Raw genomic sequence first — 19972 nt, forward strand, 5'->3', positions numbered from 1 at the left:
GTGTTAATGGAAAATTTTATAGCGCTTGCAGGAGTTGGCTGACCTCGGCGTGTCCAGGGAATTTTTCACCGAGTTTGGCGATCACTTCAAGTTCCTTGCGCGCGTCATCCTTCTTGCCGGCGCTGATTAGCACTTTGGCAAGGTTCAATTGTATCGCCGCGGCCTGGGGCGCAATACTCATAGCCTTGCGCAACAGATCGATGGCCTTGGCGGTATCCCCTTTTTCGGCCAGCAACATGGCTAAGGTATCCATAAATGGCGGTTGATTAGGGGCAAGCCGGTTGGCCCTTTCGGCATACTCAATGGCTTTCGGTGCCTTCGACTGGCCGGAAATCCAGGCCAGGTTGTTCAGCACCACGGGGTTGTTGGGCTGGATTTCCAGCGCTGTGCGGTAGTGCTGGAGTGCTTGCGCAAAGTCCTTGCGGCTACTTGCCATATCGCCCAGGTGCATTCGGAGAGAGATATCTTTTGGATGTTCCTTGAGCCAAGTGCTTGCGGTCTTTTCGGCTTCGGCGATATTTCCGGAAGCGATTAGGGCTATATGCAATTTGACCGCAAGTTCCGGGGCGGGAAGTTGCTTCAGACCGTTGCGATAGGCAGCAAAGGATGCCGGCCAATTCTTTTGCGAGCCGTGAATGTCACCTTCCTGTATGTAGCCAACAGCTTCTTTCGGTCGCTGTTTTTGCATCTGACGAGCAATTTCAAGAGCTTCCCCAATGTTCTCTCCATCCATGGCAAGCAAAATCAAGGCTCTCTGAGCCTCAACAAGGTTCGGCTTGATTTCAATAGCCCTTCTCAAGCTTTTAATTGCTTCGACCCGGTTATTGCTGGCGATATAAATTTCGGCCAGGCGCATCTGACCCAGGGGAGATGCGGGTTGTATGGCGGCAAGCTTGCCGTAAGTTGTCAATGCTTGGTTGAGGTCGCCAGATACTTGTTGGGTGCGCCCCAAAGCGTCGAGTATTTCCGGTTTGTCGGGAATTGCGGCAATGGCCTCGTTGGCCGATGTCATCGCTTTCTTGAGATCCTTGGTGTTGAGGTAGTACTGAATCAGGGCTAACCGTGGTGCGGCTTCACTGGGATTGGCGGAAATGGCCTTATTGATCAGGCCGGCAACTTCGTCAGAGGGGGCGCTATTGGCCGCACGTAATTCTGCAAGCGCAAGCATGGCCTGGAGGTTCTTCGGATCGGCGGCCAATATGGAATCGAAGCGCTTGCGGGCTTCTTCCGGCTTTTTGTCTGCCAGATCGAGTGTCGCCAGGCTGGCCGCTGCCGGGAAAAAGGTGGGATTGACGGCTAGTGCTTTTTCAAAGTTGGCTCGAGCTCCTTGGGTATCTTTTTTTGCAAGCAGGGTGCGTGCCCGAAGGTTATAGGTGGTCGGATTGTCCGGCTGCTTTTTTTCGAGACTGTCGATGGCTTTCAGCGCTTTGTCGGTCTGATTGGTGCGCAAGTACGTTGAAACTAGTGCGAGATCTGCCGTCGTGCCTTTGTCGCCGAGCGCGATTTGCTCCAGTTCCGTCGTGGCGCCGGCAGCGTTGCCTTGAGCCATATGGGCCAAGGCCAGAGATGTTCTTTTGGCGGCATCATTCGGGTCGAGTTTGCTGGCCTTGGCAAAATACTCGGTTGCGCGGTTGGCGTCGCCGTTTTGTAGAAAGGTTTCTCCTGCCAGCGACAGCATCGCAGGGTCTTTATCAATGCTATCGAGTATTGGTTGCATCGTGTTCAGGGCCTTGGCTGGCTGACCGGCGCGAAGATAACTGGATACCAGCAGTTTGCGGGCCAGCGGCAGGCTGGGGAGCAGCTGCAGCGCCTTGCTCAGATACGTTTCGGCCTGAATGTACGAACGCAATTGGTATTCGATTGCTCCAGCCAACTGCAGTGTATTGGGGTTGTTAGGCGCAGCTTTCAGCAGCCTCTGGGTTAGTTCTCGTGCAGTCTTGTAGTCTTTGCGTTGATAGTCTGCCTGCGCCTCTAGGTAAATCGTCTGTGGGTGCTTGGGGGCTATTTTTTTCAGAGCCTCAATCTGTTTTTCGGCCTCGTCATGCTTTTGTTGCTGGAAGTAGGTGTAAATGATCGCCGAATGGGCCAACAGGAAGTCTGGTTTTGCCTCGATTGCCTTGCGGTACTGGCTGATTGCACTGTCGGGGTTACCTTTGGCGGCCAGCAGGGTGCCATTCAGCAACAATGCATCGTGGTTATTCGGGTTTTTGACCAGAACATTATCGATTATGCCCTGCGCTTCATCGAAGTTTCGGTTGGCTGCGCGCTTGCCGGCATCGGCCAGTTGGGCCGGTGCGTAATCAGGTTTGGCAGTCAGTGCAGCAGACAGTGCCTTCTGCGCTGCGTCATGATTACCCAGAGCGGCGTAGGCCGTGCTTAGGATAGTTTTAAGATTGGCCGTGGGCTCGCCGGGGGAGAGTTCTGTGTTGCCAAATTCGTCGGTTACCTTCTTGGCGTGACCTGTTGCCAGTAGTGCTTTAGCAAGAAGGGGAATGACCTGGTCATTGGCAAATTTAAGTTCAGTTGCCTTGCGTAGTTCCACCTCCGCCCCCACTGCGTCGCCGCTTTCCAGCAGTGCCTTGCCCAGAAGAAAGCGGGCCTCACCCAGATTGGGATCCTTTTGCAAGGCGTTCTTCAACTGGATGATGGCCGCCTTGTTGTCATTCTTGGCGAGAAAGTCCCTGCCCGACGCAATCAAGGCCTCAGGATTCTCGCCACCGCAACCGCCCAGAAAGGCCGCCAACAGAGCAGTGGAAATTGTGGTGGAAATGATCGAAGTGCGCTTTTTCATAACGAGTTCTTTCAATGGTTGACGGCTATTTCAAGCCCAGGCGATGCATCAGGTCGTAGAGCGTGGGGCGGCTGATGCCAAGGATTTCCGCAGCACGAACGACGTTTCCGTTTGCGCGGCCGAGTGCAGTTACAACGGCACTGCGTTCGGCGTCGTCGCGGATACGGCGCAGGTCGATAAATTCCGAGTCTGCACCCTCAGGTGTTTCCAGTCCGATATCCTCGCGCGTGATTTGCAATCCGTCGGCCATGATGACGGCACGCTTGATGCAATTCTCCAACTCTCGAACATTGCCGGGCCAAGAGTGGAGTTCGATGGCGCGAATGCTGTCTTCAGTGAGTGTCATATTGCCGCGGTTCTGTTCGCTTGCAAAGCGTCGAGCAAAGGCATGAGCGAGCAAGGTGGCATCACCTTGACGGTCGCGCAGCGGCGGGATGTTGATGACGATTTCGGCCAAGCGATAAAAGAGGTCTTCCCGGAACCGGCCTTCCTTGATCAGCGTCTTGAGATCCTGATGTGTGGCGCAGACGATGCGGACATCAACTGGGATTTCCTGCCGCCCGCCGAGTCGCTCGACCACGCGTTCCTGCAGAAAGCGCAACAATTTTGCCTGCAAGGGGTGAGGGAGGTCGCCGATTTCGTCCAGCATCAAGGTGCCGCCATTGGCACTTTCGATCTTGCCCGGTGTTGTCTTGGCGGCCCCGGTAAAAGCTCCCTTTTCGTAACCAAACAGTTCGCTCTCCAGCAAGTTGTCTGGAATTGCAGCACAGTTGATGGCGACGAAACGCTCGTTCTTGCGCTGCGAAGTCTCATGCACCCCACGCGCCAGTACCTCCTTGCCGGTGCCACTTTCGCCGAGTAGCAAAACCGTGGCATTACTGCTTGCCACTTTTTCGACGGTACGGCAAACCCGCAGCATTTCCGAACTTCGCGTCAGCAGTCCGGCTAGTGCTGCCGGATGCTGGATAGATTGCAGACGGCGATTTTCCTGTTGCAGATCGTAAAGGCGAAATGCCCGTTCGATGGTCAACGAAAGCAATTCGGGTTCGAACGGCTTGGCGAAAAAATCATATGCACCCAAGCCGATGGCGCGTAAGGCATTGGTTCTGTCATTCTGACCAGTCAGGACGATGACCTTGGTATCTGGCGCAACGGAGATGATCTGTTCAAGTAGCCGGAACCCCTCGGAAACCGAGTCGGCATCGGGCGGCAAACCAAGGTCCATGGTCACCACCGGCGGATTGTGGCGGTGGACCAGCGTGAGGGCGCTTTCCCGATCGCCGGCGGTCAGCGTCTCGAACTGGTCAAAGGACCAGCGTAACTGCTTCTGAAGCGCCGGATCGTCTTCGACAATCAGCAGGGGGCGCAGCTTTTCTGAGCTCAAGCGAGTTCCTTTGTGTGCAAGTCAGATTCGGTACGTACTTCAAAAAGCGGAAGAATCACCGTGATACGGGTTCCGTGGCCAGGCTCACTGTCTACATTCATCTCACCACCCAATTCGCGAATGTATTGGGCACTTTCATAGGCGCCAATACCCATTCCAGCTTGTTTTGTGCTCTGAAACGGCTTGAAAAGTCTCTCGCGAATGAACTCGGGACTCATACCATGGCCGGTGTCGCCGACTTCCAGTGCGGCACGATCACCGCGCTTCTCAAGGGCAACCCAGACCCTCCCGCCAGGGTCGGTTGCATCCAGTGAATTCTGCACCAAATGGCCAATGACACGTTTCAGCCGCTCTTCGTGGCCACGCGTTGCCAGGCGATCCCTGAGATCGAGCTCCACTGATCGCCCCTGATCACTTTTTTCTTTTTGAATCCGTTCAATGATCTCAGGAAGATTAACACCGCAAGCGGTTCCCGGGGGGTTGCACCCTCCCGCAATTGCATCATCAATTGGCGCATGCGCTCGACTGCATGATCAACCGTCATCAACATGTCCTGCTGGAATTCGGGATTGTCGCGGTGGCGCTCGGCATTCTTTAGCATCAAGGCAAGTTGGGTGACGATATTTTTCAGGTCATGGACCACGAATGCAGACATTTTGTTGAAAGCGTCGAATTTGCGTGCTTCAAGTAGTGCCTCCGTCGCCTGCATGTTGGCCAGAAACCCTGCCGCCTGACAACCCGCAGTTCGCAATAGGTCGTTGACCTCCCAATTAACATCGATCTGGGTTCGTGAACTCGCCAGGATAACGAATCCGTCCATCTGGCTACCTACCATCAGGGGAATAACCAACCAGGCATTCGGAACGTCGGAAAGCCAGGAGGGGATTTCCAAATCGCCATAGCGACCAGGGAAGCAGCGATACTCTTCCAGATTGATTACCCAGCCGCTGCGTAGCAGAAAGCTGGATAGGGGCGAATCCACCGTTTCGACGGCATCGTTGGCCGGGATATTCCAGCGCGCCGTCTGGCGGTAGCAATCCTGGCCTCCATCCCGTAACCATAGCCCTCCACCTGGACTTTCGACCATGTTGGCGAGGCCTCGGATAACCTGTTGCCCCAGGGCCTGCGGCGAGTCTTGGGCGGATAGGGTCTGGGTAAAGCGCAGCCACTCCTCCCGGTAATCGTAGCGATAACTGAAAAAGTGCTTGCCGACCAGAACTCGCAGCTTGGCCCGCATCGATCCGGATACGACAATCACACCCAGTCCCAGTAGGGCGGCGCAAAGGGTAGCCAATTGCAAGGCACGTCCCCAGTCACCGCCAAAATAGCGAACGTAGTACCCAACACTCGCCATGAACAATAGGTAGAGTCCGGCAATTAATAGCGTCGCCGAATGGAAGGCCGCTTTCTGGGAGAGATGGATCTTCGATGTCCAGTCGCGACTGCGCAGGGTGCTAAGAAGAAGAAGCGGCGTGGTAATGGCATGAACGATGCCACGTATGCTTGCGGCATCGGCATCGATCCGGTTGAACATCAGTGCATCGGAAAACAGATAAATATCGAACACGAATTGGCCGGCCAGGCCAAGGCAAAGTGGCTTGATATTCCAGACTGAATCATCCGAAACCGCACGAAATAGCTGCTCGATCAACATCAGGCCAATGACTGGCATGGCAAGAGACTGGAACAGTGCAGCGCGAAACCATTGCTCGGCGGGCAGTATGCCGAAGGCCAGCGAAAGCTGGAGGGCGATACCCCACAACGCAGCTCCCCAGCAGGCTGGAATCAGCCAGGGCGGTAGCAAGGCTCGCCCATTCGTCTGGGCGGGTTCGGGAATCAAGAGGTAAGCGACAAAGGCAAACCAGATTCCATATCGCAGGATGTCCGTTAATGAGGCTAAAAGAAGCAATAACGAGAGGGTGCTGGTGATAGCAAAAAACGATAGACCAGCCCAAAGTGTGGAAGCCGATACAGCGAGTAACATCATCCTGGCGCGAAGACCCGCCCGCCATTCCTTGCCGAGTGCAAGCAGGTAAATCGCCAGCAGGGTATAGGTGCCGGCAGCGATACCCAGGCTCCAGACGATCAGGGTGACGGATTCAGTAGCCATGCACTATCAATGTGAGCGTCTCGACGGAGCTGTGGCGCAGATGATCAGTGGGCACCCTTGCCGGTCAGCACGACACCCACTGTGTCAAACAGGACAAGAATGTCGAGAAAAAGCGAGTGGTTCTTGACATAGTACAAGTCATACTGGAGCTTTTCGGCAGAATCCTCGACCGTCGCCCCATAGTGGTAGCGAACCTGAGCCCAACCGGTAACGCCCGGTTTGACGCTGTGGCGTACTGCATAGAAAGGAATTTCTTTGGTCAGTTGGTCGACAAAGAAAGGACGCTCGGGGCGGGGGCCAACCAGACTCATGTCACCTTTGAGGACGCTGAAAAGCTGGGGCAGTTCATCAATCCGAAGTTTGCGAATGATTTTGCCGACCTTGGTGACCCGATCGTCCTGGGCTGCCGCCCAGATCGGCTTGCCATCTTTCTCTGCATCGCGGCGCATGCTGCGGAACTTGATGACATTGAACAGACGACCGTTGAGGCCGACACGTTCTTGACGATAGAGAATGGGGAAACCGTTTTCGACCACAATGGCGACCGCGGCCACTGCCATTACCGGTAAGGCGAGCAGAATCAGGATCAAGGCACAAACGACGTCGAAAATACGCTTGACGAGGGTGCGCATAGTTCCTTGGCGGAAACCGTCGCCGAAAATAAGCCAGCCGGCGTAGAGCGATTCCAAGCGAATCTGGCCAAGGGTTTGTTCGAAATGGCTAGCCAGATCCAGAACGCGAATGCCCTGCAATTTGCAGTCAAGCAGTTCGCGTAGCGGCATCGACCCTCCTCGGCGTTCGGTCAGGGCAACCACGATTTCGTCGGCCTTCATCGTGATGGCGGTATCGGTCAGGGAGTGGTTTCGGGAAAGGACCATGTTGTCGGGCACAGCGATTTCTTCTTCGTTCGGGCTGGGGAAAAACCCGAGGATTTCCGCTGAAGGGTCTGATTTGTTGAGAGCACGCTTGACGCCCAGTGCTCGAGCCCCTGTTCCAAAAACTAGGATTCTCCGGGTCAGTATGTTGGTTGTAGTGGCGTGGGTGGCGCTAACACGGGTGACCAGCATGCCGAACACTGCTGACATGGCGGATAGTTGGAGAAATTCCTGGTTGACCCCGGTCAGTGGAAGGAGGGCGAAAATGCCATAGGCCACGGGGACCGCAAGGTAGAGTGAGAGAACGGCCCGCGCCCGGCTTTCCATGACACTTCGGCTATTGAAACGCTGATAAAAACCCAGCCAAGAGTTGATGACCAGCATGGCCACTCCGAGCAGGAGGCCGAAGATCAGGACTTGACGGTGATTGATCGGAAGGCCGTTGTGAATCCACATCATGGCGATGACGATTCCGACAATGACGAAGGAAAAGTCGAATAGCATCTGAGCTAGTGAGCGCCAGCGTAACCAATGATTGAATAGCCTGATTGAATCGCCCCGGTTTCCGTGGAGGCCGGTTGGTTTAAGTCAGGCCACGATGGCGGCCTGATCGGCGAGTTGCCTGTAGTAGTTTGCCTCAGCTTCTGCGGGGGGGATATAGCCAATCGGTTCAAGCAGCCTGTGGTGGTTAAACCAAGACACCCATTCCAGAGTTGCCAGCTCCACGGATTCCCTGGTTTTCCAAGGGGCGCGCCGGTGGATCATCTCCGCCTTGTACAAGCCATTAATCGTCTCGGCTAGCGCGTTGTCGTAGCTGTCGCCCTTGCTGCCGACTGATGGCTCAATCCCGGCTTCGGCCAGTCGCTCGCTGTAGCGGATCGAGACGTACTGCGAGCCCCTGTCCGAGTGGTGGATCAAGGCCTCGTCGGGACTCGGCTGACGGGCGTACAGCGCCTGTTCCAGCGCATCGAGCACGAAGTCCGTATGCATGGAACTGCTCACTCGCCAACCCACGATACGGCGGGCAAAAACGTCGATGACAAAAGCCACATATAACCAGCCTTGCCAGGTCGAGACATAGGTGAAGTCCGAGACCCACAACTGATTGGGACGGTCGGCCTTGAACTGTCGATTGACCCGATCCAGCGGGCAAGCCGCTTTGCTGTCGCTGATCGTGGTGCGCACCACCTTGCCGCGCATGACTCCGCGCAAACCTTGACGCCGCATGAGTCGCTCGACCGTACAACGGGCCACCGCGATGCCTTCGCGGTTCAGTTGCCGCCAGACCTTGTCGGCACCATAGACCTGCAGGTTGGCCTGCCAGACGCGCTTGATCTCGGGCACTAACACCTCGTCACGCCGCACTCTCTGACTGCGCTGTTCAGGATTGCGCCGCCGAGCGACATGACGCCGGTAGCCCGACGGGGCAATCTGCAATTGCCTGCAGATCGGCTCGACCCCGAAGGCAGCACGATGCTCGTCGACGAAAGACCTCAAGACTTGAATCGGCGGTCGAGCTCCGCCTGGGCGAAAAACGCGCTGGCAAGCTTGAGGATCTCGTTGGCTTTGCGCAGCTCTTTGACCTCGCGCTCCAGTTCCTTGACACGCTTCTGGTCCGCCGTGGTCGGCCCTTCGCGCTGGCCGGCATCTCGTTCGTGCTGACGCACCCAGGTCAGCAGCGTCTGCGGCGTGCAACCGATCTTGACCGCAATGGATTCAACGGCTGACCACAGCGACGGATGATCGGCACGGCTTTCGGCAACCATGCGCACGGCGCGCTCACGAAATTCGGGGGAGAACTTAACTGACTTCTTCATGGCTCTATCTTCTCAAGAGTTAGAGCCTCCACCAAACCCGGGGCGATTCAGATCATGATCAGTCCCCGTCCTTAAGCTGTGCCACGCAAAATATCAAAGAGTCGGGCTGTGCAGGAATTACCTGCAAACATACCTTTGTTGCATCTCGCCAATCACCATTCGCCTGTTGGCCAATGATGAGCATTTGCGACTGATTGTAAGAGCGGCGTGTCATGATGCCTGTGCAGTATTTCACGGAGGCTACGATTTCTTAATATTGTTTGCTGTGATATTGCGATCAACAAATTTGCGCTTAATTGTTTTAATTAAATCAATTGCTTATTGAATAAGCAATGAGTGCCAAAAGCTATAAAATCATCTATTTTGATAAATTACGCAATCTAGACCACAGTCAGCAATTGAGGCGCATTGCGCCATTCCTCATTAGCTTTGAGGGGCAACGAGTGTATACCTTGATTCTTAAAAAAGCTTTATCACGAAAGTTATAGTTTTATCTGGCTTGATTCGATTAGATCCGCACGGGTTGATTTGGTCGGGGGTGGTGTATAACTGTAGATATCCAAACAACATCGGTATCGAGCGTGCGGAGGTTATTTCGATGAAAATCAGTTCGATCAGGGTGTTGAGAAAGTTCCTGCATCAGACTATGCGTCGGGTGATCGCTGCTTTGCCGCGTGAGGCGCGTTTTGCAGTCTATCGTTCGTTTGTTGATTGCGACCCTGCCCCCAGTGATCGCTTGGTTCTGAAGATCGCCGATAGTCGAGAGGAGTTGGAGGCCTGCTTCTCCTTGCTTCACGATGCCTATGTCGATAGCGGCTTCATGCAGCCCGATCCCTCGGGAATGCGTGTCACGATTTATCATGCATTGCCGACGACGACTACGCTCTGCGCTATTTGGGACGGCGAGGTGGTCGGAACCATCTCCTTGATTCGAGAGAGTGCTTTCGGATTTCCTTTGCAGAAGATTTTTGATCTGAGCGCGGTGCGGCAGAAGGGTGGGAACCTGGCGGAGGTGTCAGCGCTGGCTGTGCATCCCAAGTTCCGCAAGACCGGCGGTGCCATCCTCTTTCCGCTGATGAAATTCATGTATGAGTATGCGACCGAATATTTCGACACGCGCCATTTGCTGATTGCGGTCAATCCGAATCGCATCGAAATGTATGAATCGCTCCTTTTCTTTGGGCGACTGACGGCCAATGTGGTCGAGAACTACGATTTTGCGAATGGTGCGCCAGCGGTCGGGGCGGCGCTTGACCTCTATCAGGCGCCGGGCGTCATGGCTCACGCCTACGCCAACAAGCCACCACGCAAGAATCTGCTCGCTTACTTTACCGAAATCCGTCTGCCGAACATCAAGCTGCCTAACCGGCGGTATTTCACGACCAACGATCCTGTCTTAACGCCGGAGCTGATCGACTATTTCTTCAATCAGCGCACCCCTGGCTTTGCCAGTCTCGATCTGCGCAAACAGGCGCTGCTCCATTCGATCTACGACCTGCCGGCCTATCGTTCGGTATTGCCCGACCAGCCTTCACAACAAGGAGGGGTCCAGTTACGGCAACATCAACGTTTCTCCGTCAAATGTCCGGGACGGTTGCGGGTCGATGCCGTGGGGGCCTCTTCTGCCGAGTTCGAAGTCCAGGTCATCGAGGTTTCTGAATTTGGCTTCCAGGCTTACGCCAAGGTCGAGTTGCCGCTCAATATCTGGAGTCTGGCGACGGTCTACCTCGGCAAAGCCGAAATGTCAGTCATAAAGGCACTCGCAGTGCGCGACAAGGCAAACGGCTTTAACGGCTTTTATGGTTTTCGCGTCGGCGAGCCCGACCTGATCTGGAAAAAATTCGTCAATGCGCTGAACCAAGGGCGTACGCACGAAGATCTGGAACATGCAACCATGTTTCTGGCGTAGTCGCGCCGATCTAGACCAGCACCTCGGCGACTTCGGGATGTCCCAAAAAGCCCTGCGGGCTGGCGCTGGCACCGTATGCGCCTGACTGGAAAATAACCACCAGATCGCCGGGACCGGCTACTGGAAGTTCCATGCGGTCCGCCAGAAGGTCGAGCGGCGTACACAACGGGCCGACGACGGTGGCAATCTCCGTGTTTCCGGCATTCATGCGATTTCCGATGGCTACCGGATAATTCTTGCGGATTACCTGACCGAAGTTTCCCGATGCTGAAAGGTGGTGATTCAAGCCGCCATCGACCACCAGAAAGATCTGGCCGCGCGAAACCTTGCGGTCAAGGACCTGGCTGACGTAAATCCCTGCCTCGCCGACCAGATAGCGGCCCAGTTCAATGACCAAGTCGGCGGCGGGCATGTCGATCGCAGCGCGGGCGGCCAACTGCCGCAAGTTGTCGCCGACAGACGCCAGATCAAGATGCTGCTCGCCCGGAAAATAGGGAATACCGAAGCCGCCGCCCAAATTGAGAAAACGGACGGGCGATGGTGCGTGGGTCGACAGCCGCAGCGCGAGCTCGTAAGATTTTTGCTGCGCTTCACAGATCGACTCGGCTTTCAGGTTTTGCGACCCAGCGAACAAGTGAAATCCCTCGAACTGCAATCCAGCGGAGCCGATTGCCGCCAGTAGTTCCGGCACTTGCTCGGCGTCGACCCCGAACTGCTTGGGCCCGCCGCCCATCTTCATGCCGGAGCCCTTCAGCTCGAAGTCGGGATTGACCCGGACTGCCACGCGCGCCGGCAGTTGCAGTGCGGCAGAGATGGCAGCGAGTTCCCCGACTTCGCGGAAGGACTCCAGGTTGATCAGGACGCCGGCTGCCACGGCCTGCCGCAGTTCGACCTGGCGCTTGCCGGGGCCGGCGAAGCTGATCTCATGCGGGTCGGTTCCGGCGTCGAGGGCGACCTTCAATTCGCCTGCGGAAGCAACGTCAATCCCGTCGACCAGACCGGCCATGAAAGCGACCACCGTCGGCATGGGGTTGGCCTTCATGGCGTAATGCAGCTTGATCGACGGAGGCAGCGCGGCACGCAGGTCGGCCACCCGTTTGGCGAGCAGCTTTCGGTCGTAGGCATAGAACGGGGTCTGGCCGACGCGGGCGGCAAGGCGTTGAAGCGGGATGTCACCGATCAGAAGTTGGCCATCGGCGACGGCAAACTGCAGCATCGGGGCATGGACGGGGAGGGGGCGTGGCACGGTGGTCATTGCTCGGACTTCCTGTTCTGACAAACCGGATTAGCCGGCATGTTTTTCGACCCACTCAGTCGACAGCGTCTTGCGGTCGATCTTTCCATTCGGATTACGCGGCAGCGGGCCATTGCGGACCTCAATGCCGGCGGGGACCATGTAGGCCGGCATTCGCACCCGGCATTCGGCGAGAAGGGCGGCGACATCAAGATCGCCGTCGGCCGGCGGGGTGGCGATGATTTGGATGGCCTGGCCGAGCCGGTCATCATCGACGCCGAAGGCGACGCATTCGCCAACCAGCCGGGTGGCATAGAGGATTTCCTCGACTTCTGTCGGACTTACCCGGTAGCCGGAGGTCTTCATCATTTCGTCGCGGCGGCCAATGAAATAGAGGAAGCCTTCCTCATCCATGCGCACCGTGTCGCCCGAAAAAACGGCAATTTCCGGCAGCACCAACCCTGCCTCGCGGCCTGGTGCATGTACTGGCAAAGCTTTGTAGCGCTCGGCCGTTTTTTCCGGATCGTTCCAGTAACCCATGCCGACCAGCGCGCCACGGTGCACCAGTTCGCCCGGCTCGTGCGGCGCACAGGGGGAACCATCCTCGCGCAATACGAGGATTTCGGCATTGGGGATGGCCTTGCCGATCGAGTCCGGTCTACGGTCAACTTCTTCCGGTGGCAGGAATGTCGAGCGGAACGCCTCGGTCAGCCCGTACATCAGGAAAGGCTTGGTCTTGGGTAGGTGCCGGCGTAAGGCGTCCAGCGTCTCGCGGGGCATGCGGCCGCCGGTGTTGGCGAAGTAGCGCAGGTGTTCGGTGATCGATTCAGGCCAGGCGAGTTGCGTCAGCTGGATGTAAAGCGGTGGCACGGCGGTCAGCCCGGTGACCTTCTCCCGTTCGATAGCTTTGATCACATCGCGCGGCAGCAGGTAATTGAGCAGCACGACCCGCGCACCGACATGAAAGGCGGTGGTCAGCTGGCTGAAGCCGGCGTCGAAGGAAAGCGGCAGGGCGGCTAAAAGGGTGTCGTCGGCACGATTCTCCAGGTAGCTGGCCACACTCTTGGCTCCGGCCACCATATTGCGGTGCGAAAGCACGACGCCCTTTGGTTTTCCCGTGCTGCCGGAAGTGTAAAGAATCCCGACAACATCGGTGTCGATCACCCGATGGCCGGCGGCTGGCGAAGCATCTAGCAGCTCGCTCCAACGACAGATGTTCTGGCAACCGAATGTTGGTAACGAGTCGGTTGCGTCGGTGATAACTACGATATTTCGCAGGTCATGGCATTCCGGCAGCGTCTTCTGCAGCAACGCCAGACGCTCGGGCGAGGTTACCAGTGTCCGGACATTACAATCGCGCAGGATATAACCGACTTGCTCTGGCTTCAAAAGCGGGTTCAGCGGTACGAAAACGCCACCAGCAGCCGGCGTTCCAAAGCTGGCAATCACCGTCTCGAAGCGCTTTTCCAGATAGATGGCAACGCGCTCGCCACGCTGGAGGCCGAGGCCAAGCAGTCCACCGGCAAAGCGGGTTACGGATTCTTGTAACTTGCCATAGCTTAGATGCGCTTTGCCGTAAGAAATAGCCAAGGCATCCGGAGTGCGCGATGCCGATTTGGCGATTAGTTCGTGCAGAAGGAAGGATTCGGACATGGGGCAGGTGGCTTGGTTTGTGATGGTTATGTCGCTCGAGAGAACTTGCCCTCGATCTGAGCAACAAATTCACCAGGCGTTATCGGGGTTTCTCGAAGCGAGGAACGCCAAGATCATACATCACGCCCTATCGACAATGTATTATCGAGTAGGTCGGAATATGACACTGTGGCTTATCTCACAGGCAAAACCGCATTCTGCCCCTATAATGCGACCTTTGAAATCCGATGTCGCTGGAGTAAGGCTTGAATACCGAAAAAGAAGTGCTGTCCTTGCTGGACGAAATCCTCAGTCTGAATGGGCGATCTGCTGAATTCACCCCAAGCACCCCCCTACTCGGTGCCATTCCCGAGTTGGATTCGATGGCCGTTGTTGCCTTGATTACCGGTTTTGAAGAGCGGTTTGGCTTTACGGTTGATGATGACGAAATCGAAGGTAGTACGTTTGCAACTGTCGGCTCCCTCGTAGAGTTCGTCGAAGGCAAGCTGGCCGCTTGAGTCTTAGTTCTGGAAATCAACATGCGGCCCTTCTTTCTTCCCGGCGAAGGGGGGCAGCGATTTTGCCTCTTCCACGCACCTCAGACGCAGCCCCGCGGTGCAGTGATTTATCTGCATCCGTTTGCGGAGGAAATGAACAAATCTCGCCGCATGGCCGCCTTGCAAGCGAGGGCAATGGCCGAAGCTGGTTATGCCGTGCTGCAGATCGATCTGCTCGGTTGTGGCGACAGCGCCGGAGATTTCTCGGACGCCACTTGGCAAGCGTGGCAATCTGATGTTCTACTTGCGTATCGCTGGCTTCGCACACAAACCCAGGCGCCATTGACACTTTGGGGCTTGCGGGCCGGTTGTCTTGTCGCTGCCAGCGTGGCCAGCCAATTACCCGAGGCGGTCAGTTTTATCTTCTGGCACCCGGTCATTTCCGGCAAGCAGCACTGGCAACAGTTCATGCGCTTGAAAATGGCTGGCGAGCTGGCTTCCGGGAATGCAAAAGGCGTAACCGAACAACTCCGAAATCAACTTGCCGCCGGCCAGGCTGTCGAAATCGCTGGCTACTCGGTTTCTCCCAGTCTTGCCGAGGGCTTGGCGAGTGCGATCCTGCAAGCACCAATCGAACATGTCGGAAAGCTGAGCTGGTTCGAACTATCGGTGAAGGACGATACGGAGCTCACCCCGGTCTCGCAAAAGCGCATCGGACAATGGCAAGACGCCGGCTTTGAGGTCTATTCTTCAGTTGTTCGCGGACCTGCTTTCTGGCAGACCACCGAGGTCGAGGAGGCACAGGAACTCATCAAGGCGACACTTGCTGTGCTCAAGGATCGTGAATGAACCATGCCGAACAAACCTTCGTCTTTTCGTGTGGCGGTGAAAGTATGGTCGGCGTTGTTGCACAGCCGCCAATGTCGGGCAAGGTGGGAATCCTGATTGTCGTCGGCGGACCGCAATACCGCGTCGGCAGCCATCGCCAGTTTCTCCACCTGAGCCGGGCACTTGCAGCGGCAGGATATCCTGCGATGCGCTTCGATTGCCGGGGTATGGGCGACAGCACGGGCGAGCCGCGCAACTTCGAATCGCTGACCGAGGACATCGCTGCGGCGATTGCTGCCTTTACTCTTAACTGCCCACAGGTCGAGCGCGTGGTGCTGTGGGGGTTGTGTGATGCCGCCTCGGCCAGCCTCATGTACTGGGATGAAACCCGTGATCCCCGCCTGAGTGGCCTCGTGCTGCTGAATCCCTGGGTGCGTTCTGAAGCTACCCTCGCACGGGCGCACATCAAGCATTATTACGGGCAACGCCTCCTTCAGGTGGAGTTCTGGCGCAAGATGCTGACTGGAAATCTTGGGCTCGGGCGTGCTTTATCAGGTTTTCTCGGCAGCCTTAAAAATGCGCGCCAGGAAAAAAGCCAAGGCACTCAAGACGAAGCGCTATCCTTCCAAGAGAGAATGGCACGCGGATTCGACTTGTTCCCTGGGCCGGTATTGCTGCTCCTGAGCGGAAACGACTACACCGCCAAGGAGTTTCTTGAAGCGGTTCTGGCCGATCCAAAATGGACTTCCGCTCTCCGGGAGCCTCGAATTACCCGATCTGACATTGTGGGGGCCGACCATACGTTTTCGTCGCGCGCATGGCGGGAGCAGGTCGAAAATATCACCAAAGAGTGGCTGGATGCGAAGGTTGCTCGATGAAGCGCGTATTGATGGTAGCCTATCATTTTCCTCCGCTGGCGGGCAGTAGTGGCATTCAGCGCACCCTGCGCTTTGTCCAGCACCTGCCGAAATTCGACTGGGAACCCTTGGTATTGTCGGCTGATCCGCTCGCATATGAGCGGACGAGCAACGACTTGATGGCAGAAGTGCCGGAAAGCGTGATCGTCAAGCGGTCCTTAGCGCTCGATACCGCCCGGCATCTGTCCATTTTTGGTCGCTACGTTGCAGCAATGGCGCGGCCGGATCGCTGGGTCAGCTGGAAATTGGCTGCGGTTTTGGATGGTTTGCGAATGATCCGCAAATTGCGTCCATCCGTGATCTGGAGCACCTATCCGATCGCCACGGCCCATCTGATCGGCGCCGAGCTGCATCGCCGAACAGGCCTGCCCTGGATTGCCGATTTCCGTGATCCGATGGCCCAGGAAGGTTACCCGGTGGATCCGGCGACCTGGAACGCCTACAAGAAAATTGAAGAAACTGCAGCCAAACACGCGGCATTCTGCATTTTTACGACGCCCGGTGCTGCGGCACTGTACAAGGCCCGGTATCCAGATGCCGCCGAGCGTATCGTTGTTCTGGAAAATGGCTATGACGAAGAAACGTTCGCATCTCAGCAACAGGATCGCGGGCGTGCCGGGCCACTCAATCCGGACATTGTGACGTTGTTGCACAGCGGTATCGTCTATCCCGACGAGCGGGATCCGACACAATTGTTCGTCGCACTCCGAAAATTGAAGGACGGGGGCGGGGCGGGCGGACTGCAATTCAGAATCCGCTTTCGCGCGGCAGTCCATGACGACTTGCTGAAAGCGTTGGGGGTTCAATACGATGTTTCCGAATATATCGAGCTTTGCCCACCGATTTCTTACCGCGATGCTCTTGCCGAAATGCTCAGGGCGGATGTGCTGCTGGTCATGCAGGCGGCAAATTGCAATGCCCAGATACCAGCCAAGATCTACGAGTACTTGAGGGCAGGGCGTCCCATTGCCGCACTGACGGATTCGTCGGGCGACACGGCCGGCCTCTTGCGCAATGCGGGGATCGACTGGATTTCCCCCCTGGATGACAGTGACGCCATTGCCTCGCGCCTGCTCGAGATCGTCCATGCAGTGGCCAGCAACACTGCCCGTCTGCCGTTGCCTGAGGCTGTCGCAAGCGCTTCACGCCTCAGTCGTTCGGAGGTCCTGGTGCAGTTCCTGGAACGCTGCACCACCTCGCCAGGCTGATCAGCTGCCTAAGGGAAAACTGCTTCACGCGCCAACCATGCTCAAACCATTCAAGTCAGCCATCAGCAGCCTTGGGGTCGCGAATGGCATCCTTTATCTGTTCGGGCGTGCCATGCAGGCGCTAAGCAAGGGACGCTGCTACCTGATCCGCTACTACCTGGTTGCCCAGCCCGTCCCGAATCCGTTTGTTCCGGTGTGTCGCCCCTCCGAGAGCGACAAGATTGTGGAAGCGAGTAGCCACGATTCACTTGTCGAACATTTTCCGAGACCCGATTTCGTCATTCGGGAACGCTTCGCGAAAGGTCATGTTTGTCTGGCCGCCACCCACAAAAACGTCTTCTCAGGATTTCTATGGTTTGCCCGCGGAAGTTACGACGAGGACGAAGTTCATTGTCGGTTTCTCCTCGCCGAACCCGCTACCACCGCTTGGGACTTCGATGTGCACGTCGAACCCCGTTTCCGCTTGGGCAGAACCTTCGCCAGGTTGTGGGATGGGGCAAACGAGCGTTACTCGGCAAGTGGAATCAAATGGAGCATCTCCCGGATATCCGCTTTCAATCAGCAGTCCCTCCAGTCACATGGACGTATGGGGATTCGACGTCTGCATACGCTGACATTTTTTTGTCTGGGCAAGTTACAGGTTGGGTTTATGTCATGCAATCCATACTTGAGTCTTGCCTGGCGCGAAAAAAATCGCCCGACGGTAACAATTTATCCGCCGGACAGTGGAAATTCAAAATTCAATTTGGTGCAATGAAGTTGGATTCGTGTGCCGATAACCACTGTTCCAGCATCATCAATATCCAGACCATCTCACCGTAGTACCCGGGGTGTTCCGGCAAGTGCGTAGCAAATAGTTCGCGGACGAATTCGCCGCGCACCAACCCGCGATCGACCAGATTGTCCAGTGAACGGTTGGCAAGCTGGCGAAGGCCGGCGTGGCGAACAGTCCAGGGGCCAAAGGGCAGGCCGAAGCCGTGTTTCTTCTTGGAGATGATTTCGTCCGGCAGAAAGCCGCGCAGGCTTTCCTTGAAAAACCAGCGCAGCTTGAGGCGCTTGAGTTTCCACTCCGGTTCCAGGGCGAGAGAGAAATCTGTAAGCGCATCGTCGAGCAGGGGAAAGGCGACGCTGATGCCCGCCATGCGCGTTGCTCCGCGAACCTTGGGAAGGTCGCTGTCGGCTAGGGTGAACTTCCAGTCATAGGCCAACATACGGTTGATCAAAGTGTCCGCCTGGCAGTTGTTCCAGGTTTCTCGCCTTTGCTCAAGCGGTGCGCCACGGTCAACGCCGGCGAGAAAGTCTGCAGTAAGAATATTTTCCGGCCCCAGGCTGTCAATCAGATTGAAGGTCTCCATGCGGTCGGGCAAGGGAATACGGGAGTGGCGCATGTAGCCGCCAGCCTGACGTAGGCCAGGCACCTTACGTGGCCATGAAGTGTTAGCAAGGAGGGGTTCGAGCACGTTGTGTCGCAGTGCTTGCGGCACGTAGCGATAGGCATCGAACAGCCGCTGCATGGCATAGCGGGAATTGCCCCCAAACAGCTCATCGCCGCCATCCCCTGCCAAAAGACGTGTCATGCCGTCAGCCTTGGCCATGCGCGCGCAGAAATACGCAGGAACAGCCGATGAGTTGCCGAATGGCTGATCATGATATTGGGCAACGGCTGGGATGCCGCTTACCAGGTCGTCGGGAGTTACATAGTACTCATGGTGACGGGTCCCGAAATGACGGGATGCGATGCGGGCATACTCCATCTCATCGTAGCCCTCTGAGTCGAAACCGATGGAGTAGGTGTCGCATGAAGCCCCAGTTGCACGACAGAGCATTCCGGCAACCGTAGAACTATCCGTTCCCCCGGAGAGAAAGGCACCCACGGGCTCCTTTGATATGTCGCGCCGGACGGCATTTTCGACGAGCAGAAGGAATTCGGCTTGAGCCGCCTTGAATTCCATGCGTTTGTTTTCGTTGAAGCTGGCTTGCCAGAAGGGGGCCTGCTTGAAGTTGCCACCTGCAATCGTGACTCGGTGAGCCGGGTTGAGACGTCGAACCTTAGTAAACACTGTTCGCGGTGCGGGAATCATGTGAAAGTGCAGGTAATGGTAGAGACTTTGCTGATCAACGCTGCAGTCGAGTGCCGGGACCTCATCGGCGCGCTCGGCAAAGGCGATCCGCGTACCTTCCTTGGCGTAACAGGCTGTCTGAATTGAGAAGCGATCCACCGCCAGGATCAACTCCCCTTGGCTTGGCGACACCACGATTACGCTCCAGCCACCCGAAACCATTGCCATCCCCGAGTCGCCGTGCATGCCGATAAAGGAGAGCCAGCGGGCAGCATCATTCTCGCCGGGCACCATTGCGGGAAATATCGGGCGTCCAGCGCTAACGCAAAGCTTGCCATCGCTGCTCGCAAAACTGGCTTCACGAGATTCGCTCCAGGACAACTCACCCCCATTCCAATGGATTCGGCCTGGCTCGGTACGCAGGGTTTCTGTGGATGATTGCAGGGAGTGGTCGAGATATCCGGAAAAATGAGATTTCATTGATTTCAAGGAAGGGAGTTGTTGTCGAATAACGAGAGAGCGGAGTTGGGAAAGGACGACGCTATGTTCCCAAATTGAGATGTCTGAGTCTCAAGGAAAAATTCTACAATTTCCTTTGTCTAGTGAAGCAGCGATGCACCCGCATTGCGAATATGTCACGCGAGTCGAGTCGCCGACATCGTTCAGGCATATCCGGATTGTATACTGACCATGTAAGCTTACTCATCGAC

At 56.3% G+C, this 19972-nt stretch carries 15 protein-coding genes and 1 other annotated feature; of the genes, 6 read left to right on the forward strand and 9 right to left on the reverse strand.

The features are described 5' to 3' along the window. Window positions 1-16 precede the first annotated feature (16 nt). The 6 genes from prsT to NQE15_RS12210 form a co-directional block, all read right to left on the reverse strand. On the reverse strand, window positions 17-2791 hold the full coding sequence (gene prsT / locus NQE15_RS12185; protein ID WP_265941671.1) for an XrtA/PEP-CTERM system TPR-repeat protein PrsT: 2775 nt from the start codon (window positions 2789-2791) through the stop codon (window positions 17-19). 25 nt (window positions 2792-2816) lie between these two features. Further along, window positions 2817-4175, reverse strand: coding sequence for a PEP-CTERM-box response regulator transcription factor (gene prsR / locus NQE15_RS12190; RefSeq protein WP_265941673.1), 1359 nt, complete (start codon window positions 4173-4175; stop codon window positions 2817-2819). After that, window positions 4172-4573, reverse strand: a complete 402-nt coding sequence (locus NQE15_RS12195; RefSeq protein WP_265941675.1) for an ATP-binding protein — start codon at window positions 4571-4573, stop codon at window positions 4172-4174. The genes prsR and NQE15_RS12195 overlap by 4 nt, the downstream gene beginning before the upstream one ends. After that, complete coding sequence (prsK, locus tag NQE15_RS12200; protein ID WP_265941677.1) at window positions 4519-6285, reverse strand: XrtA/PEP-CTERM system histidine kinase PrsK; 1767 nt, start codon at window positions 6283-6285, stop codon at window positions 4519-4521. The genes NQE15_RS12195 and prsK overlap by 55 nt, the downstream gene beginning before the upstream one ends. Before the next feature lie 44 nt (window positions 6286-6329). After that, on the reverse strand, window positions 6330-7664 hold the full coding sequence (locus NQE15_RS12205) for a TIGR03013 family XrtA/PEP-CTERM system glycosyltransferase (RefSeq protein WP_265941679.1): 1335 nt from the start codon (window positions 7662-7664) through the stop codon (window positions 6330-6332). 84 nt (window positions 7665-7748) lie between these two features. Further along, window positions 7749-8977 (reverse strand): IS3 family transposase gene (locus NQE15_RS12210; protein ID WP_265941681.1). Its coding sequence is split into 2 segments (ribosomal slippage): window positions 7749-8689 and window positions 8689-8977, totalling 1230 coding nucleotides; the frame shifts between segments, so codons are not numbered across the junction. Beyond that, window positions 8583-8699 (reverse strand) — a sequence feature (AL1L pseudoknot). (Overlaps the previous gene by 117 nt.) Before the next feature lie 598 nt (window positions 8978-9575). On the opposite strand from NQE15_RS12210, the gene NQE15_RS12215 reads away from it, so the two are divergent. Further along, entirely contained in the window at window positions 9576-10886 is a 1311-nt protein-coding gene (locus tag NQE15_RS12215; protein ID WP_265941682.1) for a GNAT family N-acetyltransferase, read from the forward strand. 10 nt (window positions 10887-10896) lie between these two features. On the opposite strand, the gene NQE15_RS12220 is transcribed toward NQE15_RS12215, so the two are convergent. Together NQE15_RS12220 and NQE15_RS12225 are read right to left on the reverse strand one after the other, a co-directional pair. Further along, window positions 10897-12141 carry a pyridoxal-dependent decarboxylase, exosortase A system-associated gene (locus NQE15_RS12220; RefSeq protein WP_265941684.1) on the reverse strand — a complete coding sequence of 415 codons (1245 nt, stop codon included), beginning with the start codon at window positions 12139-12141 and terminating at the stop codon, window positions 10897-10899. Window positions 12142-12171: 30 nt separating this feature from the next. Further along, window positions 12172-13773, reverse strand: a complete 1602-nt coding sequence (locus NQE15_RS12225; RefSeq protein ID WP_265941686.1) for an acyl-CoA ligase (AMP-forming), exosortase A system-associated — start codon at window positions 13771-13773, stop codon at window positions 12172-12174. Between the two features lie 245 nt (window positions 13774-14018). Between NQE15_RS12225 and NQE15_RS12230 the strand changes: the two genes are divergently transcribed. From NQE15_RS12230 to NQE15_RS12250, 5 genes are read left to right on the forward strand one after another with little or no spacing between them, the layout of a single operon-like run. After that, on the forward strand, window positions 14019-14270 hold the full coding sequence (locus NQE15_RS12230) for an acyl carrier protein (protein WP_265941689.1): 252 nt from the start codon (window positions 14019-14021) through the stop codon (window positions 14268-14270). 21 nt (window positions 14271-14291) lie between these two features. Next, window positions 14292-15098 carry a hydrolase 2, exosortase A system-associated gene (locus NQE15_RS12235; RefSeq protein ID WP_265941691.1) on the forward strand — a complete coding sequence of 269 codons (807 nt, stop codon included), beginning with the start codon at window positions 14292-14294 and terminating at the stop codon, window positions 15096-15098. After that, entirely contained in the window at window positions 15095-15955 is an 861-nt protein-coding gene (locus tag NQE15_RS12240; protein WP_265941693.1) for a hydrolase 1, exosortase A system-associated, read from the forward strand. The genes NQE15_RS12235 and NQE15_RS12240 overlap by 4 nt, the downstream gene beginning before the upstream one ends. Then, entirely contained in the window at window positions 15952-17202 is a 1251-nt protein-coding gene (locus NQE15_RS12245; protein WP_265941695.1) for a glycosyltransferase, read from the forward strand. Before NQE15_RS12240 ends, NQE15_RS12245 begins: the two co-directional genes overlap by 4 nt. Before the next feature lie 37 nt (window positions 17203-17239). Further along, window positions 17240-17959 carry a GNAT family N-acetyltransferase gene (locus NQE15_RS12250; RefSeq protein WP_265941697.1) on the forward strand — a complete coding sequence of 240 codons (720 nt, stop codon included), beginning with the start codon at window positions 17240-17242 and terminating at the stop codon, window positions 17957-17959. Here the strand turns inward: NQE15_RS12250 and NQE15_RS12255 are convergent. Next, complete coding sequence (locus tag NQE15_RS12255; protein ID WP_265941699.1) at window positions 17943-19742, reverse strand: asparagine synthetase B family protein; 1800 nt, start codon at window positions 19740-19742, stop codon at window positions 17943-17945. The two genes, NQE15_RS12250 and NQE15_RS12255, sit on opposite strands and share 17 nt — an antisense overlap. Between the last annotated feature and the right edge of the window lie 230 nt (window positions 19743-19972).

This window comes from Dechloromonas sp. A34 (assembly GCF_026261605.1).
Lineage (GTDB): Bacteria > Pseudomonadota > Gammaproteobacteria > Burkholderiales > Rhodocyclaceae > Azonexus.